Below are 17,162 nucleotides of genomic sequence, written 5' to 3'. Positions count from 1 at the left end.
ATAGAAGAGTACATAAGAAATCAGATCCAAGAGGACTTAACGGCAGACCAAATAACGCTAAAAGAATACATTGACCCGTTTACGGGTGAGCAAGTGAGCACAGGCAAGAAGTAAACTGCTTTAGCAGTAGCCAGAGAATAAGAAACGGTTGGCAAACCGTTCAATGCATCTTTAGATGCAAGTTGGTAAAAGCCCCTTCTAGGGGCAGAGCAAACCACCAGCTGAGCTGGTGGTGATGATTGTGGAGATTTGTGTATTATTCATTGCCGGTGGCATGCATCATAGTAAAATAATTTGCAATGGAATAAAATGTTGTTGTTTCTTTCTCGAAGAACATCTATAATAAAATAAGCTTTATATATTATAGGAATAGAATGGATTGGGGAGACGGATTCAATGAAAAATTTACTGGTGGCGCAATCTGGTGGGCCTTCTGCGGCAATCAATGCAACCTTATGCGGCGTGATTGAAAAGGGTTTGTCAGATAAAAATATCGACAAGGTTTATGGAGCACAAAATGGAATTATGGGTATTTTAGCGGAAAGGATTATTGAATTAAATTCCTTGCTTTCTGACCCACAGTCTTTACAGCTTTTATGCCAGACGCCATCCTCGGCACTTGGCTCCTGCAGAATGAAGCTTTCTCCGTGGGAAGAGAGTGCCTTTGAATTTGAAAAGATTATTTCTGTTTTTAGAAAGTATCATATTGGTTATTTTATTTATATTGGTGGAAATGATTCTATGGATACGGTACAAAAGCTTGCAACCTATTGCCGATTACATAACATAAATGACATTTGCATTATGGGCGCCCCCAAAACCATTGATAATGACTTGATGGAGACGGATCACTGTCCGGGGTTTGGTTCTGCGGCAAAATATATTGCCACCACTTTTTCGGAAATTGCCTGCGATTGTAATGTTTATGCACTGCCTGCCGTAACCATTGTAGAGGTGATGGGGCGGGATGCAGGATGGCTCACGGCATCCTCCGTTTTAGGCAGAATCAATGGCGGTGCTGCGCCTGATTTAATATATGTTTGCGAAAAGCCTTTTTCAGTGGATCGTTTTCTGGAGGATGTACGAGATAAGCTGGCGGAAAAGCATGCGGTGATTGTGGCGGTAAGTGAAGGGATTAAAAATGAAAACGGTGAATATATAACCGAGTGTTTGCAAAATAGAACGACGGATGCCTTTGGCCATAAAATTTTAGCCGGTGCAGCAAGATTTTTGGAAGAAGTTGTGCGTCAGGAAATTGGTTGCAAGGTAAGAAGTGTTGAGCTTAATTTAATGCAGCGTTGTGCATCCCATGTGGCAAGCGCAGCAGATATTTACGAATCCAGGCTTCTTGGGATGGCAGCGGCAGACTATGCCATTACCGGTGAAACCGGAAAAATGGCGGTAATCAAAAGAATATCTACGAAGCCCTATCGTTTTGAGATAGGTTTTGTGGAGATTGAAAAAATTGCAAACAAGGTTAAGACCATTCCCCTTGATTGGATTAATCAAGAAGGTAACGATGTAACACAAGAAATGATTGAGTATTTGTTCCCCTTAATTCAAGGAGAGTTGCCGTGTACATATGAAAATGGTGTGCCTGTGCATTTTAGGATTCCCACAGCGAAATAAATTTTTGGAAATAAAATAGGATATTTTGAAGAATTTTTTGGTATATTGGCAGTGATTTTAGTAAATGGGTTAATTGATTAAGCATTATGATAATATTGTATAAATTTTTCCAAATGAGTGCATACTTTTTTCGAGGTGGTTTATTATGAAGAAAAAAGTTGTACTTTTGGCCCTTGCCGGCTTTTTTCTATCGCTGGGGCTAGGCTATTATTTCACAGCGAAAAACCAGGAAAAGGAAAATCTTCCAATGCAAGAGCAGTCAATTTCTGTTGTAAAGAAAGAAATAACCGTGAAAAAAGACGGTAAAATTATATACCAGTATTATTACACAAAGGACGCAATTACAAAAGAAATTGAAGAGCCCGTTCCGGATTTTCTGGAGGGCTTAAACCGTGAACAGTTGCAAAGCATTTATAACGGCTGGCAAATTGTTTATTTTTCTCCTGAAAAGGTGATTTTGCGTTGTTCTGTGGAAGGAAAAAGCAGCGAGGTATATTTATTAAAGGAATACGAAGGGTATTTGGCTGTTTTTATTGAAGATGTGAATAAGAAAATGAAGCTGAAAGAAGTAACGCAAGTTCCTATTTCAGTTTTGCCTGAGCCGGAGCGACAGGAACTAAGAGAAGGGATGTATGTTTTGGGTGAAGAAAATTTAGTAAGATTGTTATCTGATTTTACAAGTTAATTAAAATTTTTAACAATTTATGCTAGACATTTTTTGTCCCACATGTTATAATGGATTCGTGAAAACTCCCCAATATTTTCACATTGCGGTAAATCCGTAATCCCAATAAGAAATACCTTCTCTTTTTGGATAAGAGCAGTCATCGGCAGGCTGCTCTTTTTCCTTTGTGCTTAAAAGTTGTTTTTTCGACAAAATTACTGCAAATCTTATGGGTTTAGTAATGCACAATTTCCCCTTTTCTTTTTATTCTTTTATGATATAATAACTCCAGTGAAATTCGGAGCAAGGTGTCATTTGCGACCGTAGAATTGATAAAAACTAAGCAAAGGAGGTGGATTATGCCAGACTATTCTGATTATTTTTGGCTGAAAAATATTCCTTATTTTTGTTCACAAGCAATTTTTAGCGATGAAACGATAAATTTTAGAATGCCGGCAGAACCCTCCCAACAGGATAGCATTACCATTACCCTGAGAACAGGGAGGGATATTGTACTACAACCGTTTCTTTGTAGAGAAAAAAGTCGTTTGCCTATGAAAAAAAAGAGGGCAAGCTTTGTTTTTGACTATTATCAAGTTGAATTACCGCCTTCGGCGGAAACGGAACATTATTATTTTTGCATCGAAGGGGAAGGTTTTACCCTTTATTATACAAAATACGGTGTGTTTGAGAAATATCAAAACGAAGGTTGGTTTGAAATTCTGAAAAACTATCATACGCCCCAATGGGCAAAGGGAGCGCTGATGTACCAAATATTTCCTGACCGCTTCTTTAATGGAGATCAAAATAATGACGTTTTAAGTAATGAATATAGTTATTTGGAAAAGCCGGTAAAGCGAGTGGAGGATTGGTTTTCAAACCCTGAGATTGAAGATATTCGTAATTTTTACGGTGGTGATTTGCAAGGCATTTTAGAAAAAATGGATTACCTTGAGGATTTGGGCATTGATGCAATTTATTTGAACCCAATTTTTGTATCTCCAAGCAATCATAAATACGATATTCAAGACTATGAGCATATCGATCCCCATCTTGGCATAATCGAGGTGGACGAGGGCGCACTGCTCTTTGGCTCCGAAAACAATAGGGAAGCAACCAAATATATTACCCGCATTACCAATGAAACCAATTTGGAAAAGAGCGATATGCTTTTTGCCGCTTTGGTTGGGGAAGCCCATAAAAGAGGCATCAAGGTAATTATTGACGGTGTGTTTAATCATTGCGGGGCCTTTCATAAATGGTTGGATAGAGAGGGCGTCTATTTCGGTAAAAGCAAAGGTGCTTTCCAAGATAAAAACAGTCCTTATCACCCTTATTTCTATTGGAATGAAGATGGGGATGAATATGAAGGCTGGTGGGGATACGAAAACCATCCCAAGCTGAATATTGAAGGCTGTCCTGCGCTTATGGAGGAAATTTTAGAAATTGCCGCAAAATGGGTTTCGCCACCTTTTTGTGCAGATGGTTGGCGGCTGGATGTGGCGGCGGATTTGGGGAAATCCAAAGCGTTTAACCATTTGTTTTGGCAGGAATTTCGAAATGCAGTAAAAGAAGCGAACCCAAACGCCCTGATTTTAGCAGAGCATTATGGGGAAGCAAAGCCGTGGCTTTTGGGTGATCAATGGGATAGCATTATGAATTATGATGCGTTTATGGAGCCTTTAACTTGGTTTTTGACAGGAGTTTCTAAGCATAGCACCCACGCAAGGGATGATTTATATAATAATGCTGATGTATTTTGGGGCAGTATGATTTATCAAATGTCAAAGCTGCCCATACAGGCCATAACAACTGCGATGAATGAGCTTTCAAATCATGATCATTCTCGATTTTTAACACGAACAAACCGGCAGCTGGGCAGACTGGACAGGGAAGGCGCGGCGGCGGCGGCGGAGGACGTTTGTTTATCTGTAATGCGGGAGGCTGTGTTGTTTCAAATGACGTGGTTAGGCTCGCCGACGATTTATTATGGCGATGAAGCCGGCGTCATGGGCTGGACGGACCCTGACAACCGCAGACCTTATCCTTGGGGAAAGGAAAATATGGAGCTGATTGCTTTCCATAAGGACTGTATCCGCCTACGAAAAGAAAATGAAGCGCTGCGTTTTGGTTCTTTCAAGCAATTGTTTGGCGAATACGGCGTGATTGGCTATGGAAGATTTACGGAGCTGAATCGTTGTGTTGTCATACTAAATAATTGCCATAATATCAGAGAGATATTTGTTCCTGTTTGGCAAATTGGTGTAAGGGAAAAGGGAAGAATGAAAATTCTTCTGACCTCACAGGAGAGGGGTTATCATACGGAGAGTTCAAGTGTTACGGTGGAAAACGGGCATATTCGGTTGCAGCTTGAGCCAAAGAGCGGTGTTCTTTTAAAGGAAGTGTAGGAATGGAATGGAAAATATTATTTGAAGACGAAACAATGCTTGTTGTTAGAAAGCCCCAAGGCATGCCCACCCAGGCCGATAAAACAGGAGATTTGGATTTGCTTTCCGCCTTGGAGACGTATTGCGAACAATCCCTTGGTTTAATTCACCGGCTGGATAGACCCGTCGGTGGACTCCTTGTTTTTGCAAAAACAAAAGTAGCTGAAACCGATTTAGTGAAGCAAATGCAGGAGGGATTTTTGGAAAAAAGGTATCGTGCCGTTCTTTGCGGCAAATTGCCAGAGAAAAAGGGTACTTTGATGGATTATTTAAAAAAAAATATGAGAACCAATCTTTCGGAGGTTGTTTCATCAAAGGATAGAATGGCAAAAAAATCCATTTTGCATTATGAGGTGTTGGAAACTTTAACGGAAGAAAATCAGACATTAAGTTATGTGGAAATACAATTGGAAACAGGCCGTCATCATCAAATTCGGGTGCAGACTTCTCATGCAGGCGCGCCCATTTGGGGAGATAAAAAATATAACCCTCAGTTTCAACGAAGGGGGCAGACGGAAATTGCTCTTTGGGCCTATGCTTTAAAAGGGAAACATCCCATTACAAAAAAAACTTGGATTTTTGAAGAAATGCCGTCAGAAGGTGCTTTTCGCTTATTTTATGGAAAAAGATAAAACAGGCTTTGCATTTTGGTGTTCTATGTATTATAATGTGGGTATCATAAGGGGAGTTCTATTGATTATTTTTTTAAAAATATTGTTTTGGGGTATCCTCTTATCATATCCTTCGTATAATTTATTAAATATGAAAAAGAATAGAAGAACTGAAAGGTTCTTTCAGACTGAAGATAAACCTTGGGCGCTGCCCAAATCCACTTGCTTTTTGAAAAAAGCAAGAACAAAAACTTTATTATAACCGCATATTCTTGTGGTTTTGTATGGGTCAAGGGTAGAACCCTTGTAGGTGTTTGAGGGCAAAGCCCCCAAGGTTTTGACTTTGTCTACACACAGGAAGAACTGAAAGGTTCTTTTATTTTAAACATAGAATTAGCAATCACAGGCTTTGATGGCTAACAAGACAGGAAGGTGAAGATGATGGAAGGAAAATATACGAAAAAAGCACAAGAGGTTTTGGCAAGGGCCCAAGAGGCTGCGTTAAAGCTAGGAAACAAGTATGTGGGTACGGAGCATATTTTGCTGGGGTTAACCCTCGTTCAAGAAAGTGTTGCAGCAAAGGCGTTGGAAACACAAGGCATAACCTATCACCAGATAATGGATAGAATTGTTACATTGAACGAACATAACAGAACCTTTTATGTTCCTGTGGATTACACGCCCAGAGCAAAGCGGGTGGTTGAGTTTAGTTTGCAAGAGGCGGTAAAGATGGGTACAGGTTATGTTGGCACAGAGCATATGTTGATTTCCCTTATTCGGGAAGAAGACAATATTGCAAATAAAATTTTAATGGAGTTAAACGTAAACCGTCATCAAGTGTATTCAGATATCATGAATATGCTTGGTGCCACTGATGGTGAAACCGCCGGCGTGAAGGGGATGAGCGCCAAAGGTGAGGAAAATGAAAAGAGCACAACAGAAACCTTGGATAAATTCAGCCGAAACCTTACGGAAATGGCAAAAAATAGTAAGTTTGATCCGATTGTAGGCAGGGATTTGGAAATTGAACGGATTATACAAATTTTGAGCAGAAGAACAAAGAATAACCCTTGTCTGGTAGGAGATCCCGGTGTGGGGAAAACTGCAATTATTGAGGGTTTGGCGCAAAAAATTGCCGATGGAAATATTCCTGAGATTTTGAAAAACAAGCAAATCATCAGTCTTGATCTTTCAGCTGTAATTGCCGGCTCAAAATATAGGGGTGAGTTCGAGGATAGGATGAAGAAGGCTTTGGCAGAGGTGCGGGCAGACGGTAATATTATTCTGTTTATTGATGAAATCCATACCATTATCGGTGCAGGTGCGGCGGAGGGTGCCATTGATGCCTCCAATATTTTAAAGCCTTCCCTTGCGCGGGGAGAAATACAGCTCGTTGGTGCTACCACTTTGGACGAATATCGAAAGTATATTGAAAAGGATGCGGCCTTTGAACGCCGTTTTCAGCCCGTTAAAGTGGAGGAACCCAGCGAACAGTCTGCAATCAGTATGCTTCGTGCCCTTCGAGATCGATATGAAATGCATCACAAAGTAACCATTACAGATGAAGCAGTGGAGGCTGCGGTGAAGCTTTCCATGCGATATGTTACGGATCGTTTTCTGCCGGATAAAGCCATCGATTTGATTGATGAAGCTGCTTCCCGCTTGCGTTTAAAAACATATTCTACACCAATTGCTGTGAAGGATTTGCAAAAGAAACTGACGGCAATGGAGAAAGAAAAAGAGGAATCCATCAAATCCGAGGATTTTGAAAAAGCAGGGCAGATTAAAAAGCAGCAGGACGCTTTACGCACACAATTAAAGGAAGCTCAAAAAGAGTGGGAGCAAAATAACAATACCAATGACCATACCGTTACTCCTGAGGAAGTGGCAGAGGTTTTATCCCGTTGGACAGGAATTCCCCTGCAGAGTATAAAAGAGGAAGAAACCGCAAGATTGCTTGCTTTGGAGGAAACGCTGCACAAAAGAGTGGTAGGGCAGCATGAGGCGGTGAAGGCTGTTGCCAGAGCAATTCGCCGTGGTAGAGTGGGGTTAAAGGATCCCAATAGACCCATTGGCTCCTTCTTGTTTTTGGGACCAACGGGTGTTGGGAAAACAGAGCTTTCCAAAGCCCTAGCACAGGCGCTTTTTGGCGATGATAATTCAATGATTCGTATTGATATGTCCGAATATATGGAAAAACACAGCGTTGCCAGGATGGTAGGAGCGCCTCCGGGATACGTTGGCTATGAAGAAGGCGGTCAGCTTAGTGAAAAGGTTCGCAGAAATCCATACTCCGTGATTCTTTTTGATGAAATTGAAAAAGCATCTCCAGAGGTGTTTAATATCCTTTTGCAGGTGCTGGATGATGGACATATTACCGATGGGCAAGGCAGAAAGGTTGATTTTAAAAATACCGTAATTATTATGACCTCAAATGCAGGAGCAAGAAACATTGTTGCACCCAAAAAATTAGGGTTTACCAGTGTGGAAACAGCGGAGCAAAGCTATGAGTCCATGAAGAAAAACGTCATGGATGAAGTGAAAAATATTTTTAAACCGGAGTTTATTAATCGAATTGACGATATTATTGTGTTCCATCCCTTGGAACAAACGGATATTGTGGAAATTGTAAGAATTATGGCAAAACAGCTTTCTGATAGAGTACAGGAAAATATGGACATTACCTTGACCTTTACAGACAAGGCAATTGAAAAAATCGCTGAGGTTGGTTACGATAAGGCCTATGGCGCCAGACCTTTGCGCCGTGCGCTGCAAACAAAGATTGAGGATGTTTTTGCTGAGGAGTATTTAAGCGGAAACTTTAAGCGTGGTTCCAAGGTATCAGTGGGTATAAAAACAAATGGATTTTCCTTCAGAAATGTTAAATAATTGTTTTTTTACCTATTAAAATAATAAATTTGGGTATATACCAAAACCTTGTTTTGTGTTATAATCAACCTAATCCAAATAAAGAGAAAAATTTGGCGAAATTTAGCATTTTATTTCGAAAGTATATTTTATTGGTGATTTATTGGGAGGTAACGTAATGGCTGTAATCGAAGAATTGATTCGTCAAGAAGAAGATGGAAGTATCAGCTTCGGAAACTATTTGATGGAAGAAAAGAAAAAAGTTCTGGATTTTGAAGTGCAAGGAGATCTTTACAAGGTTAAAACATATAATGAAATTACAAAGCTGGAAAAAAACGGAAAAATGCTCATGGAGGTAGTGCCTGGCGCTACCATACATAAATTTTTATTAACAGAGCATGGTGCATTTTTCATGGTGGAAGGCCAGGAAGATGTGCAGTTAACCTTGGAAATGGAGTCGTTAACGGAATATAAAATTTTGATTGACGATGTAAATGTAGGCAAAGTAAAAACAAATATGGCGGGCAAGGTAACCCTTAGCGTGGAATTACATAATAATAACATGCCATATGTAAAGGTTGAAAAGATTGGCTAATAAATGCAAAGTGGACTGTATTAAAATACAGTCCACTTTTTCTAAATGTAGAATTTTTTATGGCAGGGAGTGGAGAGATGAAGACTAAAATAGTATATGTTTGTTCCTCTTGTGGATACGTCAGTCCAAAATGGGCGGGTAGATGCACAAGATGTGGAGAATGGAATACATTTGAGGAGCAAGAAGAGGTGAAGGGGCAAAAGGGACAGGCTTACACAAGGGCTGTAACGAAAACCTCCACCAAGCAGTCTGTTTCTCGCCTGTCAGAAGTTGAAATTAAGGGGGATGAACGCTTATTTACGGGGATTGCTGAATTTGACCGTGTTATGGGCGGGGGTATTGTCAGGGATTCCGTTACCATCATTACTTCTCCCCCCGGGGGAGGCAAATCCACCCTGTCTTTAATGGTTGCCAGCCAATTGGCAAAGTCAGGGAAACGGGTTCTCTATGCATCCGGCGAAGAAAGCGACAGCCAAATCAAAAGCAGAGCTGACCGTATTTTGGAAAAGGTGGAGGATAATATTTGGATTTTGGCGGATACTTCTATGGATCGGGTGCTGGAGGCAATCGCAGAGATTGATGCGGATTTGATTATTCTGGATAGTATTCAAACCTTTGCTTTGGCGGAATTTTACCCCTCCAGAGCAGGAAATCCCACCCAGACCATGGAGTGTGCCTCGGCATTGGTGCAAAGCGCAAAAAATAAAGTGCGACCCAGAGCAGTATTTATGATTGGGCAGATGAATAAGAACGATGAAATTGCAGGCTTGCGCGCCTTAGAACATTTGGTGGATACGGTTTTGGTTTTGGAAGGCGATGGGGCGGAGGAGCTGCGAAGCTTAATTGCTACAAAAAACCGCTTTGGCAGTACGGGGGAGATGGGCTTTTTCGCCATGACAGAAAAAGGGCTTGCCTCCATTGATAATCCATCAGAATATTTTGTGACCAAACGAGAAAAAGGAGATGGGGTTTCAGGAAGTGCCATTACGGTGTTACGGGAAGGCTCTCGTCCGGTCATTGCGGAAATTGAAAGCCTGGTTTCCAATTCCTTTATGGCCTATCCCTTAAGAATCAGCGAAAACATGAAAAAAGATACCTTAAATACACTTTTATCCGTATTGGAACAGCGTGGCGGGATAAAACTATATGATAAAAATGTGGTTGTAAAGACAACAGGAGGCTTGTATCTAAAGGAACAAGCTGCAAATTTAGCAGTATTAATGAGTATCGTTTCCGGTGTTCGTGATTTCCCCCTTCCCTCAGACTGGGCATTCATTGCCGATGTGGGCTTGACTGGCGAATTGAAAAAAATTCCTGCCATGGAAGGGCGCATCAGAGAGCTGGATAGAATGGGCTTCAAAAAGGTATTTGTAGCGTTTGAAGGAGCTAGGAAAGTAAAATTGGATAATTTGGAAGTCATTGAGTGCAAAAACCTTATACAATTAATGGGGAAAATTTTTCCAAGTAGGAAAAAATGACGAAATGTATAAGTTTTACTTATATAATCCTTTATAGATTTTTAGTTTACGAATAAGCCAACGTATATTATAATAGATACAAGATTTTTAATTGTAAACCAAGGGTTTTGATTAGAAAGCATAATGATTAGGGAGGTATAAAAATGCAGGAAGTACAAATTAAGAAGTTTAAAAAGGTGCTTGTAGCAAACCGTGGCGAAATTGCCATTCGTGTGTATCGTGCTTTGAACGAGCTGGGAATCCAGACTATAGGTATCTTTTCCAAAGAAGACAAATACTCTCTTTTTCGTACCAAAACAGACGAAGCGTATATGCTGAATCCTGAAAAAGGGCCTATTGATGCATATTTGGATATTGATAATATTATTAAAATTGCAAAGGCAAAGGGCGCAGATGCCATTCATCCTGGTTATGGCTTCCTCTCCGAAAATCCTGACTTTGTTTCCGCTTGTAAAAAAGCAGGGATTGCTTTTATTGGCCCTGAGGTTGGAGTAATGTATGCAATGGGGGATAAAATCTCCTCCAAGCAAATGGCAATCGAGTGTAATGTACCAATCATCCCCGGCGTTGATCACGCGATTCGCGATTTGAATGAGGTGCTGGAGGTTGCGCAAAAGGTTGGCTATCCTGTTATGCTTAAGGCAAGCAATGGCGGGGGCGGCCGTGGTATGCGTATTGTAAATAACGCAGATCAAATGCCAAAAGAATTTGAAGAAGCAAGAAACGAAGCCAAAAAGGCTTTCGGTGATGATAAGATTTTTGTTGAAAAATATCTTCGTAATCCCAAGCATATTGAGGTTCAGGTTTTGGGCGACAAATACGGAAACGTTGTCCACCTTTTTGACCGTGACTGTTCTGTGCAAAGACGTCATCAGAAGGTGGTGGAGTTTGCCCCTGCCTTCACAGTAAGCGATGGGGTTAGAGAAAAGATTTTTAACGATGCCGTTCGTTTGTCAAAGCATGTTGGTTATAAAAATGCAGGCACACTGGAATTTTTGGTTGATGCTGATGAAAACTATTATTTCATCGAAATGAACCCCAGAATTCAGGTTGAGCATACCGTGACGGAATCGGTAACGGGAATCGACATTGTGCAAGCTCAGATTTTAGTTGAGGAAGGCTATCCTCTTAATTCCACTGAAATCGGAATTCCTTCACAAGCGGATGTTACTTGCAATGGTTATGCCATTCAGCTGCGTATTACAACGGAGGACCCTTCCAATAACTTCCTGCCTGACACAGGCAAAATCAACGTTTATCGTTCTCCAGCAGGCAACGGCATTCGTTTGGATGGCGGCACCGCTTACACTGGTGCGGAAATCACACCATATTATGACAGCTTGCTGGTTAAAGTCATCGCCCATGACAGACGCTTTGAGAATGCAACCCATAAAGCAATTCGCGCACTCAAGGAAACAAGAATTCGTGGTGTGAAGACCAACATTCCTTTCCTTATAAACGTATTGAAAAGTCAGATTTGGGTGGATGGAAAATGTACAACAACTTTCATTGAAAGCACACCCGAACTGTTCCATATTGTTCCTGGAAAAGACCGCGCTACAAAGATTGCTGAATTTATCGGTAACAAAATTGTAAACGAGTCTAAGGGCAATAAGCCTGAGTTTGATAAAATTGTTCCCCCATCCTTTGGGATGAATGAGGATGGCTCTACCATTGAAGTAAATGGTGCAAAGAATGCCTTTTTGAAAATGGGTGCAACGGAATTTACCCAGAGCTTGATGAAGGAAAAACGCCTGTTTGTTACAGATACAACCATGCGTGATGCCCATCAGTCCTTGATGGCAACACGCTTGCGTACCAACGATTTAATTGTTGCGGCACCCGCAACCAATATGGCCATGGAAAAAGCATTTTCTGTGGAAGCATGGGGCGGTGCGACCTTTGATGTTGCTTATCGTTTCTTAAAGGAATCTCCTTGGATTCGCTTGCAGCAGTTATCTAAGGCAATGCCAAACACCTTAATTCAGATGCTGTTGCGTGCATCCAATGCCGTTGGCTATGCAAACTATCCGGATAACGTGGTACAGGAATTTATCAAGATTTCTGCAGAAAGAGGCGTAGATGTTTTCCGTATTTTTGATAGTTTAAACTGGGTTGAAAATATGAAAATGCCCATAGAAGAATCTTTGAAAACAGGTAAAATTGTTGAGGGTGCAATTTGCTATACAGGGGATATTTTAAATCCAAATGAAACAAAATACACCTTGGAGTACTATGTGCGTAAGGCAAAGGAATTGGAAGCACTGGGCTGCCATATTTTTGCCATCAAGGATATGGCTGGCTTGCTGAAGCCATACGCAGCAAAAGAGCTGTTTACCGCATTAAAATCTGAGTTGAGTATTCCTTTGCATCTGCATACCCATGATACAACAGGCAACGGCGTTAGTACTGTTTTAATGGCGGCAGAAGCAGGGGTAAATATTGCCGATTTGGCAATCCAGTCTATGAGCTCCTTAACGAGCCAGCCATCTATGAACGCTGTTGCTGAGGCATTAAAGGGAACGGAAAGAGATACTGGCTTGGATACGGACCAGCTGACGGAATTAAGTCGCTACTATGACGGTGTTCGTCAGATTTTCACAGGCTTTGAAAGTGAAATGAAAACACCCAATACAGAAATTTACAAGTACGAAATCCCCGGCGGTCAGTACTCAAACTTACTGGCTCAGGTTAAGGCTATGGGTTCCGCAGACAACTTTGAAGAAATTAAGCAGTTGTATAAGCAGGCAAATGACCTTTTGGGTAATATTATCAAGGTTACACCTTCTTCTAAGGTGGTTGGAGATATGGCAATCTTTATGTCCAAGAACGGTTTGAATCAAGACAATATTTTAACCGAGGGCAAGGATTTGTCCTACCCCGATTCAGTTGTGGATTATTTTATGGGTAACATCGGCAAGCCCGAAGGCGGTTTTCCTGAGGAATTGCAAAATATTGTATTAAAAGGCAAGAAGCCTATCGAAGGCAGAGCAGGTGCTTTATTGGCTCCTGCGGATTTGAAGGCCATTGAAAAGCATTTGCTTGAAACGCATACGATGAAGCGCATCAATCCAAGAAATATTATTAGCTATGCAATGTACCCTAAGGTATATGATGATTACTGCTATCATTGGGAATATTATACAGATGTTTCCAAGTTAACCAGTGATGTATATTTCTTTGGTTTGGCCAAGGGGGAAGAAACCAGTATTGAAATCGGCGAAGGCAAAAATATTTTGATTAAATATATGGATATGTCTGACCCTGATTCTGAAGGCTTCCGTTCCCTTACCTTTGAAATCAACGGTGCTGTGCGTGAGGTAAAGGTGCTTGATCAGAATTTAGAGGTAAAGAGCGACAGAAAATTAAAGGCGGATAAAAATAATCCTTTCCACTTGGGATCCTCGATTCCTGGTACAATCAGTAAGGTTTTTGTAAAAGAAGGGGATACAGTGAAGAAAAATCAACCTTTGCTTACTGTTGAGGCGATGAAGATGGAAACCTCGATTGTAGCCAAAGAGGATGGTGTCATTGATAAAATTTATGCTGTTGAGGGCGAAAAGGTTAGCCAAGGGGATTTATTGGTGTCCTTTGTGAAAGAATAATAGAAGAATTTTACAATAAAAGCTGTAATGCATTTTGTAGACAGCTGTAAAAAAACCCGATTTGGCGTTAGGCTAAAATCGGGTTTTTTATAAAAAGGCATGTTCTCTCAAACACCTTGAATGAAAAAATTAACCTAGTTACTGCTTATAAGAGTAGTGGATTTTTGATCTATAATTTTGTGTTTCTTAAGTTAGATCGTGTTCCCTTACATATTTCCTCAATACTTTATTTCTTTATTTCCCCCGTTTTACTTGAAAAAAGCGGTTTTGATGGATTTTTTCAACAGTTTTAGGCCATATTGGTTGAGATGGTTCTTCTGTGACAAGGTTACAGACAGGACGTGGATAAAAACAATATAATATGGTCAAAGAAGGGTTAAATAAATAACACAAAAAGCAGAGGGGGACTTGGATATGGCTAAAAAGACGCTTATTATTGGTGGTGTGGCCGGTGGTGCTACAACAGCAACAAGACTTCGCAGAAGAGATGATGCTATGGAAATTATCATGTTTGAGCGAGGAGATTATATTTCTTATGCAAACTGCGGCTTGCCTTATTACATCGGTGGTGTAATCGAAAGCAGGGATGCTTTGTTAGTGCAAAAGCCGGAGGTAATGAAGAATAGATTTAATATTGATGTGCGTGTGTCCAGCGAGGTAACAAAAATCATTCCCAACGAGAAAAAAATTGAAGTGAAAAATAGAAAAACCGGGGAAATTTACGAGGAAACCTATGATAACCTGATTTTGGCCACAGGTTCTTCCCCCATCAAGCCGCCTATTCCGGGGATTGATTCTGGCAATATTTTTACCCTGTGGACAGTGCCGGATACCGATCGGATTAAAGCATACCTCACGGAGAAAAAGCCCAAAAGAGCAGCTGTTATCGGCGGTGGTTTTATTGGTCTTGAAATGGCAGAAAATCTTCATGAGGAAGGTGTGGATGTTTCAGTCATTGAAATGCAGAATCAAGTAATGGCACCCGTAGATTTGGAAATGGCAAATCTGGTTCAAGAAAATATGATTATGAACGGTGTCAACCTGATTTTGGGAGATGGCGTAAAGGAATTCCATCATAAGGGTGAAATCATTCAAATTGAATTGACAAGCGGAAATGTTGTGGAAACGGATATGGTTATTTTATCCATTGGAGTGCGACCAAATAGTGAGCTTGCAAAACAGGCTGGAATTGCGCTGAATAAAAAGGGCGGCGTGCTTGTGGATGACTACCTGCAGACCTCTATCCCCAATATTTATGCGGTGGGCGATGTGATTGAAGTTACCCATTATATTACCAAGGATAAAACCATGATACCTCTTGCCGGCCCCGCAAATAAACAGGCGCGGATTTTAGCGGACAATATTGTGGGAGATAAAAAAACCTATAACGGAACCTTAGGAACTGCTGTGGCAAAGGTGTTTGATTTGAATGTTGCCAGCACAGGTCTGAATGAAAAGCAATTAAAAGCCATGGGTAAGGTTAAAAATCAAGATTATTTTGTGGCGTTGATTAATCAGAAATCCCATGCAGGATACTATCCTGGTGCAACACCTCTAACCCTTAAGATGTTATTTGACAAGGCTGGAAAAATTTTTGGCGGTCAGATTGTAGGGCAGGATGGCGTAGATAAGCGCATTGATACCCTTGCTACTACAATGCGACTGGACGGAACGGTCTATGACTTGCAGGCGCTGGAGCTTGCTTATGCACCGCCCTTTTCCTCAGCAAAGGATCCTGTGAATATGTTAGGCTATGTGGCGGAAAATATTTTGCGCGGACAGATAAGCTTTATCGAGTGGGATGAATTAGATGCCTTATTGGCAGATGCAAGCAAGAAAAATAAATATACCATATTGGATGTAACGGAAGAAATGGAGCGAATGGTATTTGCAATTCCCGATTCCGTTCATATTCCTTCGGGAGAAATCCATCAAAGATGGAAAGAGCTGGATCCAAATAAAATGGTTATTCTGTATTGCACCATTGGGGTACGGTCCTATAATGCGGCAAGAGTCTTACTGCAAAAGGGATTTAAAAATATAGCCGTATTGTCTTGCGGAAGTGGATTTTATAAATCCATGCATTATAACAAAAGCGGTGTTCGTTTTGAAGCGCAAAAAAAAACAGCAGAACCTATGAAAGTGTCTGATCAAGAAATGAAGATACTCAATTGCTGTGGTTTACAGTGTCCAGGGCCCATCATGAAGGTGCACGAAGCAATTTCTGATATGAAGGAAAATGAAGTACTGAAGGTTTCGGCTACCGATATGGGATTTGCGGCAGACATTGATTCTTGGTGTCGAAGAACAGGAAATACGCTGGTAAAAACAGAGCGGCAGAATAAGGAAAACATTGTGTATATCAAAAAGGGCGCAGAGGGCCTGAAGCAAAATGACGAAAATAAAGTGGCAGAATTGCCACAGGGAAAGACAATTATTGTTTTCAGTGGTGATTTGGATAAGGTGCTGGCGTCCTTTATTATTGCAAACGGCGCAGCATCTATGGGTAGACCGGTTACCATGTTCTTTACCTTCTGGGGACTAAATGCTTTGAGAAAATCAGATATGCCTTCTGTGAAAAAGCCGTTTATGGATAAAATGTTTGGTGCAATGATGCCAAAAGGCAGCAAAAAGCTGAAGCTGTCCAAAATGAACATGGCGGGCATGGGAACCTCTATGATGAAAAAAGTAATGAAGGACAAAAATGTGGATTCCCTTGAAACACTGATGCAGTATGCAATGAACAAAGGAATTCGATTGGTTGCCTGCACCATGTCCATGGATATTATGGGAATTACTAAGGATGAGTTGATTGACGGTGTTGAGTTTGCAGGGGTGGCATCTTACCTTGGGGATGCAGAAGAATCTAATGTGAATTTGTTCATCTAAAGTGGAAGATAAATAAAATAAAGTAATACGGGCAACGGCTATCTGTTGATTTTCAATTAAAACAGATAGCCGTTTTTTGCAGGGAGAAGGAATAAGCAGCTTTTTGGACAAGCGCAAGCAAAGGTTTTGAGGCAAGACAACCAGAAAGAAAAAGCTTGCTGCCACCAAGATTTATGGCGGCATAAGAAAAACAGATAGAAATAACTATTCTCATGTATGGGCTTATGCTATAATGATAAAATTGGTAAAAGAAGCGAAAATAGAAGGGCAAGAGAATTTGCCGAATTTATTTTCATACAGATACTTTAGGAGTCTTAAATAACAGGCAAAATGCCCCGACAACGTACCAATTTTTCGAGAATAGCATATGTAATAT

At 40.8% G+C, this 17,162-nt stretch carries 9 protein-coding genes and 1 pseudogene; all 10 read left to right on the top strand.

All coding sequences use genetic code 11. The annotated features are described in order from the left end of the window. Positions 1-114: pseudogene (locus tag CLNEO_RS15370) on the top strand (IS200/IS605 family transposase); the annotation flags it as partial. Between the two features lie 282 nt (positions 115-396). Then, positions 397-1,629, top strand: coding sequence for a 6-phosphofructokinase (locus CLNEO_RS07275; RefSeq protein WP_066086597.1), 1,233 nt, complete (start codon positions 397-399; stop codon positions 1,627-1,629). A gap of 145 nt (positions 1,630-1,774) precedes the next feature. Next, positions 1,775-2,314, top strand: coding sequence for a hypothetical protein (locus CLNEO_RS07270; RefSeq protein ID WP_066086592.1), 540 nt, complete (start codon positions 1,775-1,777; stop codon positions 2,312-2,314). Between the two features lie 338 nt (positions 2,315-2,652). After that, positions 2,653-4,701 carry a glycoside hydrolase family 13 protein gene (locus CLNEO_RS07265; RefSeq protein ID WP_066086589.1) on the top strand — a complete coding sequence of 683 codons (2,049 nt, stop codon included), beginning with the start codon at positions 2,653-2,655 and terminating at the stop codon, positions 4,699-4,701. Between the two features lie 2 nt (positions 4,702-4,703). Beyond that, a complete protein-coding gene (locus CLNEO_RS07260; protein WP_066086586.1) occupies positions 4,704-5,372 on the top strand; it encodes an RluA family pseudouridine synthase in 669 nt (222 codons plus the stop codon). A gap of 420 nt (positions 5,373-5,792) precedes the next feature. After that, a complete protein-coding gene (locus CLNEO_RS07250) occupies positions 5,793-8,240 on the top strand; it encodes an ATP-dependent Clp protease ATP-binding subunit (protein ID WP_066086676.1) in 2,448 nt (815 codons plus the stop codon). Between the two features lie 157 nt (positions 8,241-8,397). Beyond that, positions 8,398-8,814, top strand: coding sequence for a YajG family lipoprotein (locus CLNEO_RS07245; protein ID WP_066086580.1), 417 nt, complete (start codon positions 8,398-8,400; stop codon positions 8,812-8,814). A 77-nt stretch (positions 8,815-8,891) separates the two neighbouring features. Beyond that, the gene (gene radA / locus CLNEO_RS07240; protein WP_066086577.1) at positions 8,892-10,292 is read left to right on the top strand and encodes a DNA repair protein RadA; all 1,401 of its coding nucleotides are present in this window, start codon (positions 8,892-8,894) and stop codon (positions 10,290-10,292) included. A 143-nt stretch (positions 10,293-10,435) separates the two neighbouring features. Next, positions 10,436-13,897 carry a pyruvate carboxylase gene (locus CLNEO_RS07235; protein WP_066086575.1) on the top strand — a complete coding sequence of 1,154 codons (3,462 nt, stop codon included), beginning with the start codon at positions 10,436-10,438 and terminating at the stop codon, positions 13,895-13,897. Positions 13,898-14,311: 414 nt separating this feature from the next. Then, a complete protein-coding gene (locus CLNEO_RS07230) occupies positions 14,312-16,786 on the top strand; it encodes a CoA-disulfide reductase (protein ID WP_066086573.1) in 2,475 nt (824 codons plus the stop codon). The last annotated feature ends 376 nt before the right edge of the window (positions 16,787-17,162 follow it).

Source organism: Anaerotignum neopropionicum, assembly GCF_001571775.1.
GTDB lineage: Bacteria > Bacillota > Clostridia > Lachnospirales > Anaerotignaceae > Chakrabartyella > Chakrabartyella neopropionicum.
Note: the sequence above shows the minus strand (reverse complement) of the source record. Positions and strands in the feature narration are given on the sequence as shown.

Excerpts from the sequence above, each read along its gene's own strand:
- CLNEO_RS07275 (WP_066086597.1), top strand. The coding sequence starts at position 397 with ATGAAAAATTTACTGGTGGCGCAATCTGGTGGGCCTTCTGCGGCAATC.
- CLNEO_RS07270 (WP_066086592.1), top strand. The coding sequence starts at position 1,775 with ATGAAGAAAAAAGTTGTACTTTTGGCCCTTGCCGGCTTTTTTCTATCG.
- CLNEO_RS07265 (WP_066086589.1), top strand. The coding sequence starts at position 2,653 with ATGCCAGACTATTCTGATTATTTTTGGCTGAAAAATATTCCTTATTTT.
- CLNEO_RS07260 (WP_066086586.1), top strand. The coding sequence starts at position 4,704 with ATGGAATGGAAAATATTATTTGAAGACGAAACAATGCTTGTTGTTAGA.
- CLNEO_RS07250 (WP_066086676.1), top strand. The coding sequence starts at position 5,793 with ATGGAAGGAAAATATACGAAAAAAGCACAAGAGGTTTTGGCAAGGGCC.
- CLNEO_RS07245 (WP_066086580.1), top strand. The coding sequence starts at position 8,398 with ATGGCTGTAATCGAAGAATTGATTCGTCAAGAAGAAGATGGAAGTATC.
- radA (WP_066086577.1), top strand. The coding sequence starts at position 8,892 with ATGAAGACTAAAATAGTATATGTTTGTTCCTCTTGTGGATACGTCAGT.
- CLNEO_RS07235 (WP_066086575.1), top strand. The coding sequence starts at position 10,436 with ATGCAGGAAGTACAAATTAAGAAGTTTAAAAAGGTGCTTGTAGCAAAC.
- CLNEO_RS07230 (WP_066086573.1), top strand. The coding sequence starts at position 14,312 with ATGGCTAAAAAGACGCTTATTATTGGTGGTGTGGCCGGTGGTGCTACA.